We start from the raw sequence: 21,730 nt of genomic DNA, 5'->3' as shown, positions 1-21,730 counted from the left end.
TCTTATTACCCTTTTTTATTATTGATAATGTATTTTGATATTTGTTGATCAGCTTTGTCAAACATAATTTTTTGATTAAAATATTGATCGATTACTTTTTGAAGTTTTTGATTAAATTTTGAATCTTTTCTAATATCATAATTAATATTTTTCGCTTCTTCATTTAGTTTCATATAAGCATCATTTGAATTTGTTAAATTACCAATTGCAGTAAGCAATTCTCTTAAATGCTTATCATCATCATTAAATTTATATAATACATATTCAAAAATAAATTTATTTATATTAGAAGCTAAATTAGTAAAGAACTTGTCTCATAAAGTTAAAATATCATCAGATAAAATCGGTTTAATTTCTAATGTTTGAAAATATGAATGTCTGATTTTTTGTATTAATTCGAAATACAATTTTAAATTAGGCTGAATTGCATTTTGAATTTCCTTATACTCATTTTTAATAAAGGTATATTCAGAAAAAACACTTTTATATGATGACTGATTTGTATGATTGATTGTTTGAAAAAGTTGGTCAAGTTTAGTTTCATAGTCTTTAACAAAAACATCAATAGCAGTTATCTCATTTTTAGGTTCAATAAGTTCTGCTGCATTATAAATGTTCATAGTTGTATCATAAAAAGGTTTTAAATCAACTTTGAACGTATTTAAATCAAAAATTCCTGGCGTCTTTTTAATGATATAATTAAACAAAAATGCTTTAGAATAATTAATCCATCATTGAGTTAGTGAAAAGCTTTCAATAGCTTTATTATAAATTTTAAACTCAGGATCATTTTGACTGTGAATAAAATAATAAAGCTCTAAAAATCTTTCAGACTTAATTCCCTTGTTTGGATCATTTATTTGATCATTTTGAAGTTTATCAAGTTCTTTTTGAACATTTAAAAATAATTGGTATCTTGCTTTAACTTGAGCATTTATATTATTTCAAGCATTTTCAGAAATATAATATCCTTTATCATTCGTTTCATTAACAAACTTGTTTAATGAGTTAATCGAAAATTCGAGCACTGGGATAAAATATTTATATTTTTCTTTATGGGAATTTTTAATAGATTTTAAATAATTATTTAATTCTGAAATGGAATTTCTTGTTCTAGTTTCAGCTGAACATGAGATACTAATTAAAGGCAATGAAACAAGGCATAAAGAAGAAAATCATAATTTTAATTTAAATCTTTTTTGCATAATATAATTTTACTAAATTTGGCGAAAATTAAAAAACACAATTAGATTTTTTTACTAATTGTGTTTTGACTAATTATTTTAGATTTGTAGCTTTTTGATAAATTACATCAACTTCAATTCCGTTTAAATTTGTATGTAAATATTTACTAATATCTAAAGAATTTTTAAGATTCTTTTGTTGATCAATTAATAAATTATAAATATCTAACATATATCATTTTTCAGTCTTTTTATCAAAGAATTCAACTCAATAAGTTGCAACTTTTGCATTTGGATCAGTTTGAGTTACATCCTTATTTAGTTTATATCCTTTAACTACCTGAGTTTTATATACACCATTAAAAAATAACAATTTAGAAAATAAATCAGCCAATCCAAAATGAGAAGTTTGTGAAGTTTGCGATTCTTCTTTAACCTTGTCTTTTACATATTTAATATCGTCTTCATAAGGTTCATTTAGTTTATCAATCTTTTCTTTAATTTCAGAATTATTTGGATCATTTTCTAATTTTTTAACTCACTTAGTTAATTCTGCACGATATTTGTCTACTTCTTTTAGTTCTTCTTTTAATGTACCTATATCAGCTAATTTAACTCTTAATTCACCTCTTAATCTAATTTTTTCATTAGGATCTGATGATTCGCTTATTCTTTTTCTAAAATTAGCAATTTGTTCTTCTAATTGTAAAATTTCGTTTTTCTTATCAAAACTACTTCTTTTTAAAATTATTTTATCAATGTGTTTATCAATATAAGCAGATGGATCGACTAAAAAATCATTAACTTCATCACCTTCAAGAGGATTTATAAAAATCTTATATTCATCTTCCGCTTTACCTTGTGGGTTTTGACCAAAAGCAAGATAAATAGGACCAAATCCACTTCCCGCCCCTTTTTCAGTATCTTCAATTAAGTCTTTATCAACCGAATATCCAGGAGCAAGTTTAATAAATGATTTTCAAATAACATCAAGTGTCTTAATTGCATCATCTTTTTCGAATTTGGTTTTAAATTCATTTTCTACTTTTTGATTTATTTCTTGGAATGTTGGAGTCGGGATACCATTATTGATAATTCTAGTAAAGAAATTAACTTTATATGATAAATTCGAAGAATCATATTCTAAAAAATCATTAGCTGGATTAAAGTTTGCATTTGGATTAGAATTATTTTTTATGTATGTAGCATAGTTATAATACATAGCAAATGGAGTATTTTTAACAAAGTTTTCTACTACTTTTTGAACTTTATCATAAGTAATTACATATTGAAAATCATTTACTTTAATATTATAAATTTCTATATTTGATAAGGAATTAATAAGATTTTTAATTACTTTTTCAACTTCAATTGCTGAATTTGTGTCAGTATCAGAAAATTCTGCTTTTGAAATTTCTAGTAAGGTCTTTTTGTCTTTAGAACCCACTATTTCATTGTACTTCTTAATTTCGTTTTCAAGTTCTTGGTATTTCTTCTCAAAATCTTTAAGGACAATTTCATTGAAGTTTATAATTTTTTTAATATCATCAATAGCTCTTTTATTTGCACTTTGATTGGCTTTTACATAATTATTAAAACCATCAGAAGTAATTTTGATGATGTTTTTAAAATTCTCGTAATTTTCTTGGTTTTTTGATAATTTATCATCTTTAAGCGAAATTATATTTTGTAATTTTTGAGCATAGTGTTTGTTGTCAATTGTAAAGTTATTTACTTTAAATGAAAGAATTAATGAACTAAAGTTATATGTTAAAAAATTTGATTTATAAAGTTTATCTTCAAATTCTTTTAAAACAGTATTTTTTTGATCAGCAACCTTAGTCTTAACTAAAAAACCATTTTCTTTAACAAATGACTTAGCATATAAAACTGTTTTATCATTTTCATATAAACATGAAACAGCTGTAAATGGAATAGCAGCAGTTAAAATTGAACCAATAAGGATGAATTTTATTTTTTTATTAAATTTCATATTAACTAAACATTTCTACATATTTTCATGATTTAAAGCCAGCATAAGAAATAATTAAACCCATTATGAAAATAATGCAAGAAAATGCTAAACCTCCTATTGAATATGATTTTGCAAAATTATATGTATCTACAATTTTTTGATCTAAGGTTACTTGTTCATTTAGTTCAATTACATCACCAAGTCTATAAATGAAAATTGATAATCCTATGATTGCTACAAAAGCAATTATAGTGATAATAGTTCATATAATAACTTTTCTTTTATAATTATTCATAAATTATCCTTTAATTGTAGAACCTTGTCTACTAATAGCACCCATAATTCTTTTTCTAAATAATAAATAAACAACAAACATAGGTAAAATAACGATAATAGCAGCGGCCATTCTAATATTATATTGAATATTAGCTCCAGCATTTTGATCTCTTTCATCAATTCCGGCTTTAAATAATCAAACAGAAATCAATTGTCAGTTTTTATTTTCACTATTAATAAGTGAAGGTCATAAATAAGCATTTCATGAAGCAAGTGCAGTTAAGATTACGATAGTTAAAGTAGTTGGAATAACCATTGGAAAAGCTACTTTAAAAAGATATTTTAATCCTGAAGCTCCATCAACAAGAGAAACTTCTTTAATTCTTCCTGGAATAGCTTCAAATGCATTTTTATACATAACTGTATTAAAAATACTTGCTGAAAATGGTAAAACCATTGCTAATAAAATAGTAAATAATGAAGAACGTAAATTAGTTTTAATAACTACTGAATATTGTCCAGATAATAGCGCAACCTCTGGTAATACCAATAAAGCTAGTGCTAAGAATCATATAAATCCTTTAAAACGTCAATTTCTTAATGAAAAAGCATATCCCATTAAAAATGTAATAAATATTTTAAAGAATACCGATAATAAAACATTAAATGATGTAACCATCAATGATTGTCAATAACCTGATGTTGCAGCCCTTTGATAGGTATTTTGCACAACTTCAGCTCATGGACGAATACTAAATCCACCAGTTGCATCAGTTCCAGATTGAATAAAGTAAGTTTTTCCAACTGTAAAATCAGAAGCAAACTTAAAAGTTCTCTTCAATGATTCGGCTTCATCGTCTGTTAATAATGAAATGTTGATCATAAAAATAAATGGAAAGATAATTACTAAACCAAAAAATGATAATAGTAAAAGTTTTAATAAAACACTTGCAAATACATTAATGAGATTCTTTTCAGTTACTTGTGAGGATACAGTTTCTTGATTGCGTCTAAGCTTTTTGGCTATGAGTAATTTTTGTAGCTTTAACTTTAACTCAAACATTTCTTTCTCCTAAATTATTTAATGTTGATTGCACCATAAAGAATCCTCCTCTTATGATTGATGAATAACAAACCCCAATAATAAATAATGAAATAGCAGAAGCACCAGCTAAGGCAAAATCACCATTTTTTGTAACTAAATATACATATAACATTAATGTTCCACCACCATAGTTAAAGGCATTTTCTGGTTTATTATTGAATAACGCAAGTGGAAACACTTTTAGTCCCCCTATAATTCCTAGTGTAATTAAGAAGTTTATAGTGTTTTTAATTGAAGGTAAAGTTATTTTGAAAAATTGTTTAACCTCGCCACATCCATCAATTGAAGCTGATTTATAAAGATTTTTATCAACTCCAAGCATTGCTGTAGTAAAGATTAAAATATTAAATGCTAGACCGCTTCAAATTCCATTAACAAACATTGCAAATAAAGCATTAAATGTATATACATTACTTGTTTCTAATCATGGAGTTTTAGTCCCTAAAACAAGGTTTAAAAGTCCATTAGAACTAAATAATTGTATAAATGCTGTTGAAACAGCAACTACGTTTGTTATATATGGTAAAAAGAATACAGTTTGTCAAAATCCTTTTGCTCATTTACGATGTAATTTTGCAATAACAGATGAAATGGTTAATGAAATCGCCATTACAAATGGTAATACTACCATTCCGTATATAAATGAGTTTCTTACACCAACTGCAAATCTTGCATCAGTAAAAGTTTTTGCATAATTTTCAAACGAAAATTTTCCATCTTCATTTGTAAGTGAACTAATAATATTTTGAAATAATGGTCAAATTGTGAACATTCCAATTAAGAATACACCAGGTAAAAGTAATAACAACGGCATTCATAATGGTGTTCTTCTATCTAAAATAGAATGTGATAACGAAGCTTTTTTATTAGCTTGCTTTTTTAATGACCAATTAAGTAAAAAAGGTATGTTTCTAGAGATAAATATATGAAATTTACTGTTTAACTTGTTCATATGTAATTCTCTCTTCAGTTTCAGCATCAAAGATATGCAATTTATTTAATGGTAAATCAAATTTAATAGCATCACCCACTTTATAGTTGCTTGAATTATCTAATAAGAAATTAATGCGACCAATATTTTCGATTTTAACTACTAATTTACTTTCTTTACCAAAGTTTTCTTGCAAGAAAACTGTTCCACTAAACATAGCTTTTTCACGTGATTTTTTAATAATATAATCTTCAGAACGAACTCCAACATTAATTGTACCTGATGATTTATTAGGAACTTTAATTCCTTTAATTTCTTTACTATCAATAAATACTTTTTCTTCAATTACTTCAGCAGGGAACATTCCCATTTCAGGCATTCCTAAAAAACGAGCTACAAATTGATTTTTAGGACCATTATATAGTTCTAATGGCGAACCAAGTTGTTGAACCTTAGCTGTTGACATACATACAATAATATCAGAAATTGACATCGCCTCTTCTTGGTCATGTGTAACAAATACTGTTGTAATTCCGAGAGATTGTTGAATTTCTCTAATTCATTGACGAGTTGAAATACGAAGTTTTGCATCAAGATTTGATAGAGGTTCATCCATTAAAAGAATTTCTGGTTTTTTGACAATTGCTCTAGCGATAGAAACACGTTGTTGTTGCCCCCCTGATAATCTTGTTGGTTTCTTTTGTAAGATTTTAACAATTTCAACACGATTAGCAACTTCCATAACTTCATTATGAATTGCTTTTTTCAATGAAATATCATCCTTAGATAATTCTTTTAAAGCTTCTTTATCCTCTTTATCTAAGATTGAAGGAATTTCTTTTTTACGTTCTAATAAAATTTTACTTTTTAAAGCATACTTAGTTTCTAATTCTTTTAGTACATTAATAAATTGTTTTTTAGCTACTAATGGTAATTTAATAGCATCTTTTTTAAGAGATAAATATGCCTCATCAGTCTTTAATACATTAGAAAAATATTTTTTAGCATTTTGATATGTTTCATATTTTTCTTTCTTTAATACTTCATATTTATCATAAATTTCTTTTCTTTTTTGAATGAACTTATATCTAGTTAATAGTTTTAAAACTTTTTCTTCAAGTTTCACAACCTTAATTCTATCTTTTAAAACTAGTTCTTCAATGTTAATTTGCAATAATTCAGCAACAAAATTATTTAATTCTGCTGTTCTAGTTGAAATTTCTTCATATGGAATTGATTTATAACTTAAATATTTAGAATCGATATTTTTTAATATTTCAGATTCCTTTAGATTTTCTGATAATAAATTATTTTGTTGATCTAAATTATATTTTTCCTTAATTTTTGCAATTTTTTCTCTTGAATCTTTATTAAGTTTTTCATTTGTTGATAAAACATTTTTAGTTAGTAAAGAAATTTGTGAAGTTTCATGTACAGTTGCTAATTTATATTCTGTATGAGCTTTTTCATATTCTTCAACTAAATGAGCATAACGCTTATTTAAATGATGTGGTAATTCCTCTGAAATAATTTCTCATTTTTTAAATGATTCTCTTAATGCATTTATTTCAGCATTAGAAGCACCTAATTTCTTTAAATATAAGATTTTAATTTCACAACGAGCTTTTTGTCTTTTAACAGCAGTTTTAAATTGTCAATTAAAGTCATTTTTTAAGGGAAATGCAATATTTGCATAAACACTTAAATGTGGATATAAAGCGTAGTTTTGGAAAACGAATCCTATTTTTCTTTTTTGAGGTGTAAAATCTGTTACATCTTTACCTTTAAAAAGAATTTTTCCAGAAGTTACAGTCAATAAACCAGCAATAGCATTAAGGGTAGTGGTTTTTCCAGAACCAGAAGGCCCTAATAAGGTTACCAATTTTCCTTCAGGAATCTTAAAACTTACATTATCAACTGCTAATGTTTCACCAAAGTCAATATTTAAGTTCTTTAACTCAATGGCAGGTACATCAGCATCTGATTCTTGATTAAATTCATCATAGTACTTATCAATTAACTTTAATGATTCTTCATCAACAGAAATTAATTGTTCTTTAATTGTGTTGATTAATTTTTTTAAAAATATCATTAAGTATCCTTTCTATTTAATGTCATTAAAATAATCATAAATAGTTTTTTCTTCTGTATTTATTTTTTCTTTATAAAATGGGAATCATTCACTATTTGGTTTAATTAAATAAACAAATCTTTGAACTTCAATAGGATTATTGAAATAATTAAATAATCCTTTTTTATTATTTATAGCATCTGAAAGTGCTATTGCTAATTCTTTATACATATTATATTCATATGATTTAATATTTTTATTTTTTACATTAGCTTCTCAGCCTTGATTTTTAAATGGAAGTGTATGACCAGCTCTCACAATTTCTGCATTATATGAATATTTATATTTTTCACCAAAAAAGATATCAGCTGTAATTCTTTCATATGTATCTTTTCCAGAAGCAAAACCAACTACAACATCATTAGCGAATTTTTTTCCTAAAATTTCCTCTGCAAATTTTGTCGCATGTAAAGCAAAAGCATATTCAAAAGCCGATGATTTTTTTATACCATTTTTACCACCAAGTGCTTTTTCTGGTGTGTCAATGCCTGATAATCTAACTCTATATTCTTCATTTTTTTTAACACTTACATTATTAGCTAATTGTTTATCTTCTAATGAAATAACAGTAACAGTATCACCATCTGAAACATCTTTAACTTTTGCTTTAAAGTATAAATCTCTTAGATTTGGATCATTTTCAAAATCAAAATTTAATGTTTTAAATTTTGAAACATCAGTATTTATTGGTGTGTCTTTTAATAAAGGTTTAATTTTTATACTATTATATTCTTTTGAAACTGTTGGCTCTATAAATCCTTCAAGTTTTGCATTACCTAAATAAATATCATATGTAAAATTATATGTAGTATCAACGTTATCTAATGTATTAGCTGCATTTTGTTCCAAGGTTTCAGAATTGTTTTCACCATACTCACCTAAAATTATTTTCGAAAAAAATGGTGTTCTTTGAAGTCTCAAAGTAGCTAATTTACCATTTATACCAATTTTTATTTCATCTGGTAAATTTTGAAAGTCCTCTAGCTTAAATAAAATTTTATTTGAATTAGTTTTTTTTGTTGGGTAAATATATTTTGAATAATATTTAGTTAATAAATAGTTTTTTATTAACGATTTTATTTTATCTTCAGTTTTCTTTCAATCTCCTTTATTTTTTGTTGATCTATATCCTAACCTATAAAATTTAAATTTTTTATTTTCATAAATAAATTCAGTATTATCAATATTAAATGACAAAAATTCTTTTGATTGTTTGTCATTTTGCAAATATTTACTATTTGATGTTAAAGTATAAAATCCAGATTGTTCTAATGTTTGGTCTTTGATTTTTACATCAGGTACAGTAGCTAAACCTTCTTTTTTACTACATGCAACTAATAAACTAGATGTAGCTAAAGAAACAGAAGCTAATGTACCTATAGATAATAAAACTTTTTTGTGGTTAATCATTCTATCTCCTTTAAATATAGAGAATAAATAATAAATATAATTTGTAAAAATTATATTTATTATTCTTTAAAATTTCTTTTAGTTTGTGCCTGTTGATAATGTACCTACAAAGTCATCAAATGTTGATGGTTTAGCTTTATTTGAATAATTAGCTTGAACTGTTTCTCAAGCACTTCCGATTTGTTTTCTGAACGCATCAGATTGTAATCCAGCTGGCTCTTCAAAAATTACGTGATTTTTGTTTTTAACAGTATCTTTAAATTGATTAAATGCTATTTTTAAATATTCATTTTTTCCAGCAATGTTTTGAAGATATTTTCCATCTTTAGTATCTAATTCTTTTACCGCTGTAATATAACCTGCAGTGTTTTGAAGGAATTCTAATGGAGTATATTTTTCTTCTTTTGATTTTCCATCATCAGCTGTATTTATTTTTTTTGTTGAACTAATTAATCATTTAACAAATGCTCTTGTTGCATCATCATCTGCCTCATTAGCTTTAACTCCTATTAATGATGGACCTTGAACATAAGTTACAACTTTTTGATTTTTTGGTTCTCATTTACCTGGTGTAGGGTATGATAATAATTCATTTTCATTTAATAAACCTGTATCAGATAAAATTTCTTGAGTTAAAGAATATTTTTCTTTAAAATCATTTTGTTTTGAAGCTAAAAGGGTCGGATTAGTTTCTTTACTACTATCTTGGTAACCCTTAAATACATATACAACATATTCTTTTTTATCATCAACAGCTGAAACAATTGAGTATTTAAATAATTCTTGTGTTGAAGAATTTTTCTCTTGATTTTTTAAAATTCCTTCAAGCTTTTCAACATATTTTCCTACATTTCCAGTAATTCTAGATTTTTCAAATGATATTGATAAATATGAATTTAACTTACCGTCTTTCGCTAATTTTGCGAACATTTCATCATTTGTTGTATCTTTTGACTTATAGTCATATTCACCGCCGCCTTTAAATGTTGATTTATAAACATTATTTAGGAATTTTCCACCACCAAAAGTTATAATGGTATTCTCATATTCAGCAAGTTTTGCATCATATTTTTCTTTTAATTTATTCTTGTCAGGTTTTTTGTCGCTTCTTTTTCCAAACACTTTAACCCCAGCACGTGAATCTACGTCAATTTCAAAGTTTGTTAATGAATCTTTAAATATTGTTTGTGTTTTACCTTTTTCTTTAAAGTTATGTGAATAACCTGCAGTTGAACCGATTGAAAATGCAAATCTATGCTTTACTTGATCACCAGATGAATATTGACCACTTGGGAATGCATATGCAGCACCTTCTTTAAAACTTGTAGAAAACTTATTAAATATGTCAGATGAATTTCTGTATGTTGTAGAAGTTTTATTTTTAATATTTGAATAATCAACTCTTAAAACACCTTTATCTTTTCTAGTTGTTTGTAGTGTAGTTTTGTCATTAGCATTTGTACTAGCATACAAAGCTGTTTCATAAACTCCGACCATATCATCAATACCAAAAACGTGTACATTAGATTCAACACCTTTTTTAGAATTTTCAAATAATTTTTGTGCAACATTTGAAAATTCTAATAGTTCTGAATATGAATCAAATATATTTTTAGACAATAAGTAGTCATTCTTTTTATACTTAGCTAATATTTCATCAGCATTAGCAACTGTTGCTCCTCATAAAGCTGCTACTGTTGCTTTATCTGTTTTACCATCTTTAATGATATCATCAAAAAATTTATCTGATCCATCTGTTGTATTAAATTTAACACCTTTATCTTTAAATGTTTGTAAAATATATCCTAAAACAGGTTTGTTAATCGCTAGAACATTAGTACTTTTAAAAATTGGTAAAACAAATGTCCCAATTTGTTTAGATTTTTCAATTTGTCCATTAACCTTTGTAAAATTATTATCAAATAAGGAAATATCTACATCATTTTCAGCATCAAGCGAATTAAATGATAATAACATATTTGCATCTGCTAATTTTGCAGCAACTGTTGGGTAGTTAATAATTAAGTTGAATAATTTTTTGTCTTTTGATCTCAAACCAAGAGAAACTTTTTCAGCACCAACCGGATATCCTGAACCAAGTGGTTTATTTTTAACTTTTTTAGCTTTTGAAGAAATTCCAAGTTGTTTGTACATCGCATCTTTTTGGTCATCACTTAAAGAATTATTTTTCTTTATTTTTAGCATCTCATCAACAAGTAAGTTATATTCTCTAATTAATTTATCAATCGCTTTCTTTTGTCTACCTGAATCACCAAATGTTGTAGCTAATAAAATTTCACTAGACTCGTCTTGAGTAAATCCACGCGAAAAGTCTAAGGATGTTTTTAAACGTTGATAATAATCTTTACCAAGTATCTCTTCAAATTTCCTATCTATGGCTCTAACATCATTTAGTGTTTTTACTTCTTTAATTAAATTGGCTAATTCATTTCTTTTAGCTTCAGGTATCTTTTCTAAGAAAGCAGATAATTTATCTTGTTGAACTCTTTTATCACTATCGCTTAATGTAGCATTTAAATCAGCACCAGTTTCTTCATCATTTTTATTGCTACATGCAACAACACCGATTAATGAAGCACTAGAAAATAATCCCATTGATGCCAAGAATAAACGTTTTTGAATTTTTTTGGACATATTATTTCTCCTTTTTAAAATATGTTTTATAATATTTAATCTAATATATGTTATAACTTCGTTATGTATATAATTATGAATGCGAAATTAATTTATTAAATTAAAAAATAACAAAATAAAATTGTCATAAATTTTGTTTTGTTTTGTATGTTTGCTTAAATACGATTAAATTATATTAAAATTTTATTTTAAGAGAAAAAAAGAGACAAAATGTGGAACAATTCCATATTTTGTTTTTTTGCATTTTTATGATGTATAATTAAATATTTTAGGCGTTATATTTGCTCATTTAAATTTAAAACATTGATTAGAAATCTTAAAATAAGATATAAAAATCTTATTTAATATTTTTTAAAAAATGAAATGAATAGTTTTTTAGATTTTTTTCACTAATTGTATTTGTTTTATATGTAAAAACCTCGCGATAATTATCAATTTTCTTTAATTGATCAACAATCTCATCATATACATCCTTTTCATTTAATATGAAATCAAATACTATATATTGTGTTAATCAATTATTATTTGTTAATTTTTCATAATAAAAATCAATTTTTGTATCATTATATAAAAGTTTTTTCAATATTTGATTAGATGTGAGATTTTCATTTAATTTAATATTCCTTACAAATTTTGTTTCTTTATCATTGCTATCTTTTTTATTAAAAAATTCAAATCATCTTGTTTCAAATAATCTACTATTACAAATTAATTTATCATAATCATTATAGTTAATAATAAGTACATTTTTGTCTTGTTTAAAAACATTTTTTTTATTTTCAACATCAGCTTTTCGAAATTCCAAATTTCTTAACAATAATCTAAAATATATATTACTTTTAGCGAATTCAGAAAATGTATCTACTATATTTTTAAATACCTCATTATCAATAATATAAATTTCATCTAAAAACATTTGAAAATAAATGTTATTGATATTTAATGGAGAAAATAACTTAGAAAGTTTAGAAACAGGCGCATAAGTCATTAAATGTGTATGTTTAAAATTATATTTTCTAAAATTAAGGTTTTTATTTTCAAAATTAGTGTTATAGTAGTATTTAAATAATGAACTTGTAAAAGGCAATAACCTTCAAACATTTTCTTTAAGATTAAAATTAGAATTAAAATACGATTCTTTCTTAAAAAAATCAAATGAATCATAAGTTGAATCAAATTTATTTTTTAAAAAAATATCATTACTATAAATATACTTATAATACTCAGTTTCTAATACATTTTCAGTTTTCGATGAATTATTATAATAAAGAATTCAATACAAATCATCTGTTTCTTTTATACTATAAATTAATTTATATACTTTAATAAAATATTCCAACTCTAATCTAGTTAAATTAAATTTTTCTTTATGAATATCGTTTTTGTTTTCTAAATTAATACATTTTAAAAAGAAATTAGTTGATATCTTTTTATAGCATGGTTGCTTTATTTTTAAATTATTTGTTAATATTTCATGATTTTCTCAAAATTCAAAGGCAAATTTCTCAAACTTCTCTATTGAACCATAAGTTTTTAAAAATTTTATTGCCTCTTTATCAGAAAAACCAGCTATTGGTTTTTTATTAAAATTATTTTTCAAAAATGGTTTAAATGTAAGAAGTGAAAAATCATTATAATCCCTTGGCAAAACCCCAAAATTATTAATTAATCACTGTGGTGTTTCAAATTCAAACCACTCTACATCTTTTTTATTCTTTTTATGTATTTTTATTCTAGTTACATCGTTGTCTATTAATGATCTAAATATATCGTTTTGACTATATATAAAATATTCCAATGGTATTTTTTGATTTTTATCTTTATAATATGAACCTTGATAGTTAAAATTGGGTTGATCTAAAAAAGTTAATCTTCTTTCTCAGTTCGTTTCTGTTTTTAACATTTGCAAAAATGAATTGATTGTATCAAAAGACTCAAAAAAAGGAATTGTAATAATATCGAATTTCATCTCTATTAAAATATCAATAAATTTCTTTCTTGCTATTTCATATCATTGATTATATTTTGATTCAGGGTTGTTTTTTATTCTTAAATAAGTTAACAAATCACAATATAATGCACTATGTTTATCTTTATCATTTTCATTTCAAAAATCAAAAAATTGTTTTTGAAATGAATATTGATATTTTTTTGAAAATGTTTTTAAAACTAAATTTCTTATAGTCTCATTAGTTGGTTTATTTATATCAAAAAAATAATTTGAGTCTAATTCTGTTTTATTTTTTGGAGTATTTACTCAATTAAAAGCAATAAATACTTTACTGTAGTTTGCGAAAATATCATTCATAAACAATAAAATATAATTACTTATTGAAAGAAATAACTTGTCTCAATCAATAACATCCTTTGAAATATTATCCTTATTTCTCTCTTTGTAATTATTAAAAACTTCAAATAATTTTATTAAAAAATGATCATTCATACGTTCACTTTCAGATAGTTTATCAATTAATATTTTACTTGAAATAGTTTTTTTATCTCAAAGTGCATAGTTAATAACAAAGCCCCTAGAATCCTCAAAAAAATTATCATATGAATAATAGTAATTATCTAAATTTGGCGTTCTATAAATGATTTTAAACAAATAATTCAATAATGGATTCAATGAATTATCTTTATTTTCTCAATTTGTATGAATATAAGTTGTATAAATAAAATTAAATAATGATTCACCGTCGATAAAAAGAATTTTAAATTTATCCTTAACACTTGTTACATTTTCCATACTCTGTTCCTTTTTTTATTCTAAACTTCTCAACATAAAACCTGTTTTTCACAAAAAAATTTAAAAATCACTTTAAGATATATTTAAAAACTTATAAATTGTCTATTTAAGTTAAAGATGTTTATAACATATATTGATAAATTTATTAATCAAAATATCATATATATAATAGAGAATATTATAAAACATATTTTTCAAAATTTCAACTTTCTATATTCTGGTTTTATATAATTTTTGCAGTAAATAAAAGTTTAATAAGGAGAAATATGCTAACTCAAAATGAAATGAAAAATAAAATTAAAAAAATAATAGATTTAGAATACTTATTTGAAAAAATTAATAGATTATCAAGAAATAAAACCCTAACTCATTATGACGAAAGAAACCTAAGTGAAATTTTAGAATCAATATTCGACCTTTTTTTCACATTTTCTAATGAAATGTTTTTTAATAAAAACAATGATTTTCACAAGAAAATTCTATCTATAAAAGAACTTATTCAAAAAGTGACCGATTTAAAAAAGAATCTAAATAATAATAATAATTTAGATGCATTAAATAGTATGTTAAATGATATTTTTCATTTGTTAAATCAAATATGAAATCTAGAAGATGATGAAATATTGACAGACCAAAATGGTAATTGAAATTACTATAATAAAGGTTGAAATGAGAATAATATAAATAATCATAATTACTTATACAATCAAAACTTGCAAAACCAATTTAACTCATATATTAACAATATTATTTTTTATGACCCAGTAAATAGCGGAAGAAAAATGCAATTAGAATATAATATTAATTATTATAATAAAAATAATCCTGAAAATAAAATTGCTTATGAATTTTTTGATGATATTTCAGAATTGACAGATGTAAATCTATGAGGTTCAGAAACAGAATCCGTTAAAAATGCAGCTGATCGATTACTAAGAAAATATAGAGATATAAATATAGACAAATACTATGCAATTATCAAGAATATATCTTATTATAAATTTTTTGGAAATGATTCTCACAAACTTTCTAATAGTCCATTTGATTCAATATCTAAATTTAATATCGTAAACAAAAAAGTTAGAATAATTCTTTTAGAAAACGATGAAACTATTGAAGATTTTAAAACATCAAAATCATATAAAAATAACAAAACTTGAAAATTTATCACAGGTATCATGCATAATAATGATAACCTCAACATAATGAATAAATTAATTAATGACCAAATATCGAATACACATAATGTAAATAGTAATTATTCAATTAATAATGAAACAGTTAATATAATAAATCTAACAAATAATAGTTTATTTAACAATAATAAAAATCCAATCACAAGTGCATATGAATTTATTATAAGCCAACTTAGCGCTAATAAAAATAATGATATTAAAACACTACAATATAATAATGGTATTGATAATTTAATAATAATTGATAAAATGATTGATCAACTAAATTTATTAATTTATCATATTGAAAAAAATTTTGAGATTTATAAAATTCTTTGATTTAAATCATTTAAAGAAGCATTTGAAAATAAAGAATCTAGTGATTTTTTTGATGAGTTTAAAAAATTTAATAAACGTGAAGGTGGATTGTTTACAAAATATATAGATATATCAAAAACTATTTCAGAAGTCTTAGATGCATATCGAGAATATCATCCTAATTATGAAGAGAATTCAACTTTTAAATTAAATTGTTTAATAGAGAAGGAGCTGTGCGAGGGAACTATAGAGAATTGTGAATGTAAAAAAACTAGTGATTTTGCAAAATTACTTGAATATATACAAAATATCTTTAAATTATCAAAAAAATATGGAAAGAAACTAATTTTTAATTACTTTTCTCATAATGTTGATTTAAAAGAAAATAAATTTAATGTTCTGCATAATAATGACATAAATCATAAAAATTACTATGATGAACTTAAAAATGAAATAATTAATGATAAAAATATATCAAAAATAGAATTAGATGAATTAAGATATTGCTTTTTATATTCTGACTTTAATGCAAATAAAAATTACTATAAAATAAAAATTCCTGATAGAACAATGTTAAAAAGTTTTTTATTTATCGGTTTAGATTTTTCATTAATTGAAAAAGTAACTATAGATGTTATTTTAAAAAGCTTTTTCACAAATTTAGAAATAACAAATAAAAATTTGACAACTGATAAAAATAACTATATTAAATACATAAAATCTGAACTTAATAACATAGTATTTCCATTTGAAAAAGATCTAAAAACCAATGACTATCAAACATTAATTCAAAATATAAAATCATTAAATGGATTTTTAAAGTCAGAAATTATCGGACAAAATAAACAAATTGATTTAATAACAAAACCTATTCCAAATAGATATGTATTGAATCAAGAAATCAAAAAACCATGAAGAAGTTATCTTTTTGCAGGTCCAACAGGAGTTGGAAAAACAAAAACAGCAGAATTAATAGCTGAAAAGTTATTTTCAAAAGATAAATTTTTGATTTTAAATATGTCTGAATATGCTGATGAAATAAAATCGCTAATTGATCAAAATGGCACATTAAGTAAACAATTATCAAACAATCCTCAATCTATTGTTTTATTTGATGAAATTGAAAAAGCATCGCAAAAAACAATTGATATACTTCTACAAATATTATCAACAGGAACATATGTAGATAATATGGGAAGTGAAATCTCTTTAAAAAACTCAATAGTTATTTGCACAACAAACTTAAACTCTACATTATTTGAATATAAAAGATTAATCAATAAACCTAATGAATGATTAAAAAGTGCAAAACTAAAATTCCGTGAAGAAATTTTAGGAAGATTTGATGATATCATCTTGTTCAACGAGATATCAAATGACATTGTTTATGAGATTTTTTGTAAAAAATTAAATGATCAACTAAGCAAAATTTCTGCTTCATATAAAAATGAGATTGATTTTATTTTTGATCATAAATCATTTAAAAGAGTGGTCAAAAAAATTATTGAATCTGGTTTTGGTGTAAGGAAAATAGAATCTTTTATAGATATTAATATTTTGTCTACGATTAGTAACGTTATTTTAGAAATGGATCTTAATAAAAAAATTATTATAACTTTAAAGTATGAAAAAAATAAAGTTATAGCAAAGGGGGAATATAATGAAAAATAATATTGAAAAAATAATAGAAAATTTAATAATGCATAATTACACTACTCATAATCCAAATTTTATTAGCGAAAACAGAAAAAAAATTGAAATACTTGAATCTTTTTCAAATAAAAATCAAAATGTAAAAGATGAACTAATTAATTTAATTTTAAATCTAATGAATAGTATCATTGGCTTCAAAAGTGCAGCTATTAATCTAAAAAATGATCTGAAAAACGATATAACAAATTTCAATCTCATTGGTAGTAAGAATTCTGATATCGAGCAATTTATTCAATCAATTTCAAATTACAAAAAACTAAAAACAATAACAATTGATGCTGCAAAATTTATAAATTCATTAAATAATAACAACAATGTGAATTTACTTACTAGTGAAATTATTAAATCAAAAGTAAATAATCCTATTATTTTCATAAAAAATATTAGCACTTTATCGCCCGAACATATTAATTTCATTTTTAATCAATTTAATACTAAAAAAATAAAAGATCAATATTTAAATTTAGATATAAATATAAAAAAATCAATAGTATTCTTTATTTTCAATGAATATAATAACGCACTAATAAATCATAATTTTCATATGTTTGAAGAAATTAAATTTAATGAAAAAATAGAAACATTATTAAAAAGAGAAATTCCTAAAATAAATCAAAAATTTAATTCAAACATACAATTTACAAATGATCAAATTCTTCACTTTGTTTCTTTAAATAAAAATCAATGCTTAGATAATCTTAAAAGTGCTTTGTTTGACTTTTTCAGTTATTTAAATAAACACAACATTTCTAATTTAAATATAGAAGCATTTAATAATTGGGATAGTGAAAACATTTATAAAGATCAAAATAATAATGAAAGTAATATTCAAAAACCTGGTCTAGTTAACATTATTGGGGTATCGCCTTTTTATAATAAAGCCTTTATTTCAAAAATTATTACTCAATTCTCTTCAAGCAATGATGATATGATCTTAATGAAAAGTAATGATGATATGAATTTATCTGTAAAGATAGCAAAAGAAGTTGCTTATGAATACTTAAAAGCGTACAATCCTAGCGAAATAAAACATCACATTAATAAGGGTTTTTGTATTTCTACTAATGATATAAACTCTCAAATAAGCGGAAATTCAGCAGGAATAAGTTTAACAACAGCGATTATCTCAAAAATTTTAAATATTAAAATTCCTGATGACACAGCATTTACTGGTGCAATTTCACTTGAAGGATGTATTAAAGCCGTTGGTGCAATTGACCTAAAATTAATCAAATGTTCAAATTCAGGTATTAAGAAAGTATTCATTCCAAAAGAAAATGAGAAGGACTATTTAAAAATATCTAGTTATTTAAATCCTGAAATGAATGTTATTTTAATAAATACCTATGATGAAATTTTTAATGATTTATTCTTAAATAAAAATAAGATGTTAATTAAATAAAATTGATCAAAAAAGCATTCATTATGATGAATGCTTTTTTGATGCATATAAAATCTAAAAAATTATCTTTCTAGTTCTAAATCGAATAAAATTTCAATTTTCTTAGACATTTTTTCAAGAGTTTTTATTTCTTTATCAAACTCTGGAATGTTAATAAAATCTTGATAGCTTTGTCTAGTTGATCATCTTTGTAAAACAATAATTTTATCTTTTCCTTCTAAACCATATTCAAAAGATAAATTAGTTTCAAACATTCTAGCTTTTTGAGTAAACACATATAAATAATCAATAAAACCTTTGATTTTTTCTGGGTTAATTATATATTTAAAAGATCTTGAGTATATCATTATTTCCTCACTATTTTTTTACATTAATTCTTTCAAACAACATAAATTGCTCTTTTTGAGTTGTTTCATTAAACTTATTGAAATCTAAAACTAAATCAAATGATAAATCATTCATACCTAAAGCATTTTTTACTTCTTCCATTTTCTTTGGTAAAACAACCTGCAAACATGTAGCAATAGTATAAATTCCATTTAATAATCTTATCAAAATTTCTTCCAATCTTGATAAGTTTTCTTTTAAAGTCCATGGTTTAACAATGTCAATATACTTATTTAATGAATCAGAAAGTGAAATTATCTCTTTAAGCGCCTTATCAACCTGGTATTCATTAAAATAATTAAAATATGTTTTAAAATGTTTATCAATATTATTTTCGAGTTCTATATCCTCTAAATATTCTGTTTTATAATATTTTAAAGACATTGAACCAAAAGAAAGATATTTCATTTTCAATGTACGAGAAATTAAATTACCAAAATTATTAATTAGATCTGAATTAATAACATTGACAAATCTATTTTCGTCAAAAATCCCATCATCGCCAAAATTTATTTGAGTAGCTAAGTAATACTTTATCATTTCAGGATGGTATTTTTGCAATAAGTCATATGGATCAACCACATTATTTAATGATTTAGACATTTTGCGTCCGTATTGATCTAAAATCCATCCATGAGATTGAATTCTAGTTGGTAATGAGATATTTAATGCTTTTAAAAATATTGGTCAGTAAATCATATGAAATCTTGTGATTTCCTTCCCAACAAGATGAACCTTTTCAACATTTTCATCTTGTCAAAATTTTAAGAATTCAGGTGAATTTGGATCATCCACATCATAACCAAGTGCAGTAATATAATTGCATAAAGCATCTAATCAAACATATAATGTATGTTTTGTATCTTCTAAAACTCTAATACCTCAATCAATATTAATTCTAGTTACAGATAAATTTTCTAAACCAATATTAATAAAATTGCTCAATAGTTCATTTTTTGTTTTAACTGGCATTAATCAATTTGGATGATAGTCAATATATTGAACTAATCAAGGCACAAATGCTTTCATATCAAAGAAATAACTTTCTTCATAAACTGTTGTTAATTCTTTAAAACTCACCGGATGACAAAGCTTTCCATCTTTTTTTATAGCCTGTGTTTCTGTTAAAAATTCTTCATCACTAACTGAATATAGACCTTGATATTTATCTTTATAAATAAATCCTTTTTTATAAAAATAACTAAAAATCTTTTGAACTTTTTGCTTATGATCTAGATAACTAGTTCTTTGAAAAATGTCATAAGATATATCAAAATCCTCTCACATTTTAATGAATTTCTTAGACAATTCATCAACAAGTTCTTGTGGTGATACATTTTTTTCTTTTGCTTTTTGCTGTATTTTTAAGCCATGTTCATCACTACCTGTTAGCATTTTAACTTCATATCCCGAAAGTCTTTTAAAATTTGCTATGACTCATGCTAGGGTAGTTGTATAAAGATGTCCAATATGAAGATTTCCACTAGCGTAATAAATTGGTGTAGTAATATAAAATCTTTTTTTCATTATCACCTCCTATACCTTTATAGGCTTATATAACTCTTTCACTTCTGGTAAATACTCATGATTTGTTCTATCATCTTGACTATGTAAATAAATATTTTTAAGAAAATGTGGTCCTGAACCAGTTTGATATCTAGCCTCTAATAAAATAAACTTAGGTTTTTGATCCGCTCTTGGATAAACAAATTGGATTCTTTTAGGTTCAAAATTATATTTTTTCAAAATTGCAAAAGCATCAATAGATCTTTCAACTGGCAAAACTAATGATAAAAAACCTTTTTGTTCAATTATTTTTGAAGCACCATAAATTAAATTTTCAAGAGTTAAAGCAATTTCAAATGTAGCAATTAACACTTCATTATTCACTTTTGTTTTTTGCATAATTTTATCAACTTCATAAAAAGGAGGATTACAAAAAATGCTTTGATACTTTTTTGCATTAGTTTTAGTATGATTAACTCAAAAATTATTGAAGTCTTGATTAATTATATTAATTTGACTTTCTAAATTATTAAATTTAACATTATATTTAGCCAAATCAGCGGCTTTTTTTTGAATTTCAACTGCATCTATTTTAAGTTCTTTATTTCTAGAAGCAACAAATATAGCTAATGCTGCATTATTTGTGCCTATTTCAAGAACATTTTTTATTTTATGATTTAAGTAAATGAAGTTCCCTAATAAAATAGTATCAACTGAGTAATTAAACATATTCTTATCTTGAAAAACATATAAATCAGAATCAAAACCTAATGAATTTTTAACAATATTGCGATTTTTAAATAATTCATCCTGCAT

General features: G+C 23.8%; 14 protein-coding genes. 2 read left to right on the top strand and 12 right to left on the bottom strand.

Going from position 1 to position 21,730, the window contains the following annotated elements:
- Positions 1 to 5 precede the first annotated feature (5 nt).
- From EXC48_RS02145 to EXC48_RS02105, 9 genes are all read right to left on the bottom strand, one after another.
- The gene (locus EXC48_RS02145; protein ID WP_129720592.1) at positions 6 to 1,205 is read right to left on the bottom strand and encodes a hypothetical protein; all 1,200 of its coding nucleotides are present in this window, start codon (positions 1,203 to 1,205) and stop codon (positions 6 to 8) included.
- A 73-nt stretch (positions 1,206 to 1,278) separates the two neighbouring features.
- Positions 1,279 to 3,177, bottom strand: coding sequence for a hypothetical protein (locus tag EXC48_RS02140; protein WP_129720591.1), 1,899 nt, complete (start codon positions 3,175 to 3,177; stop codon positions 1,279 to 1,281).
- Position 3,178: 1 nt separating this feature from the next.
- Entirely contained in the window at positions 3,179 to 3,454 is a 276-nt protein-coding gene (locus EXC48_RS02135) for a hypothetical protein (RefSeq protein WP_129720590.1), read from the bottom strand.
- 3 nt (positions 3,455 to 3,457) lie between these two features.
- On the bottom strand, positions 3,458 to 4,498 hold the full coding sequence (locus tag EXC48_RS02130; RefSeq protein ID WP_015287221.1) for a carbohydrate ABC transporter permease: 1,041 nt from the start codon (positions 4,496 to 4,498) through the stop codon (positions 3,458 to 3,460).
- Positions 4,446 to 5,492 (bottom strand): carbohydrate ABC transporter permease, encoded by a 1,047-nt coding sequence (locus EXC48_RS02125; RefSeq protein WP_129720589.1) that lies wholly within the window; start codon positions 5,490 to 5,492, stop codon positions 4,446 to 4,448. The genes EXC48_RS02130 and EXC48_RS02125 overlap by 53 nt, the downstream gene beginning before the upstream one ends.
- Entirely contained in the window at positions 5,473 to 7,563 is a 2,091-nt protein-coding gene (locus EXC48_RS02120; protein ID WP_129720588.1) for an ATP-binding cassette domain-containing protein, read from the bottom strand. The genes EXC48_RS02125 and EXC48_RS02120 overlap by 20 nt, the downstream gene beginning before the upstream one ends.
- A 12-nt stretch (positions 7,564 to 7,575) precedes the next feature.
- Positions 7,576 to 9,012 (bottom strand): thermonuclease family protein, encoded by a 1,437-nt coding sequence (locus EXC48_RS02115; RefSeq protein ID WP_129720587.1) that lies wholly within the window; start codon positions 9,010 to 9,012, stop codon positions 7,576 to 7,578.
- Positions 9,013 to 9,090: 78 nt separating this feature from the next.
- Positions 9,091 to 11,667, bottom strand: coding sequence for a P68 family surface lipoprotein (locus tag EXC48_RS02110; RefSeq protein WP_129720586.1), 2,577 nt, complete (start codon positions 11,665 to 11,667; stop codon positions 9,091 to 9,093).
- A gap of 337 nt (positions 11,668 to 12,004) precedes the next feature.
- Positions 12,005 to 14,413: a hypothetical protein gene (locus tag EXC48_RS02105; RefSeq protein ID WP_129720585.1), complete on the bottom strand. Its 2,409-nt coding sequence runs from the start codon at positions 14,411 to 14,413 to the stop codon at positions 12,005 to 12,007.
- 266 nt (positions 14,414 to 14,679) lie between these two features.
- On the opposite strand from EXC48_RS02105, the gene EXC48_RS02100 reads away from it, so the two are divergent.
- Both EXC48_RS02100 and EXC48_RS02095 read left to right on the top strand, forming a co-directional pair.
- A complete protein-coding gene (locus tag EXC48_RS02100; protein ID WP_129720584.1) occupies positions 14,680 to 17,577 on the top strand; it encodes an AAA family ATPase in 2,898 nt (965 codons plus the stop codon).
- Positions 17,567 to 19,021, top strand: a complete 1,455-nt coding sequence (locus tag EXC48_RS02095) for a S16 family serine protease (RefSeq protein ID WP_129720583.1) — start codon at positions 17,567 to 17,569, stop codon at positions 19,019 to 19,021. The genes EXC48_RS02100 and EXC48_RS02095 overlap by 11 nt, the downstream gene beginning before the upstream one ends.
- Positions 19,022 to 19,083: 62 nt before the next feature.
- On the opposite strand, the gene EXC48_RS02090 is transcribed toward EXC48_RS02095, so the two are convergent.
- From EXC48_RS02090 to EXC48_RS02080, 3 genes are read right to left on the bottom strand one after another with little or no spacing between them, the layout of a single operon-like run.
- Positions 19,084 to 19,368: an antibiotic biosynthesis monooxygenase family protein gene (locus tag EXC48_RS02090; protein WP_015287213.1), complete on the bottom strand. Its 285-nt coding sequence runs from the start codon at positions 19,366 to 19,368 to the stop codon at positions 19,084 to 19,086.
- A 10-nt stretch (positions 19,369 to 19,378) separates the two neighbouring features.
- On the bottom strand, positions 19,379 to 20,935 hold the full coding sequence (gene metG / locus EXC48_RS02085) for a methionine--tRNA ligase (protein ID WP_129720582.1): 1,557 nt from the start codon (positions 20,933 to 20,935) through the stop codon (positions 19,379 to 19,381).
- Between the two features lie 9 nt (positions 20,936 to 20,944).
- Positions 20,945 to 21,730: a tRNA1(Val) (adenine(37)-N6)-methyltransferase gene (locus EXC48_RS02080; RefSeq protein WP_129720581.1), complete on the bottom strand. Its 786-nt coding sequence runs from the start codon at positions 21,728 to 21,730 to the stop codon at positions 20,945 to 20,947.

The sequence above is a fragment of the Mycoplasmopsis cynos genome (genome assembly GCF_900660545.1).
GTDB lineage: Bacteria > Bacillota_I > Bacilli_A > Mycoplasmatales > Metamycoplasmataceae > Mycoplasmopsis > Mycoplasmopsis cynos.
Note: the sequence above shows the minus strand (reverse complement) of the source record. Positions and strands in the feature narration are given on the sequence as shown.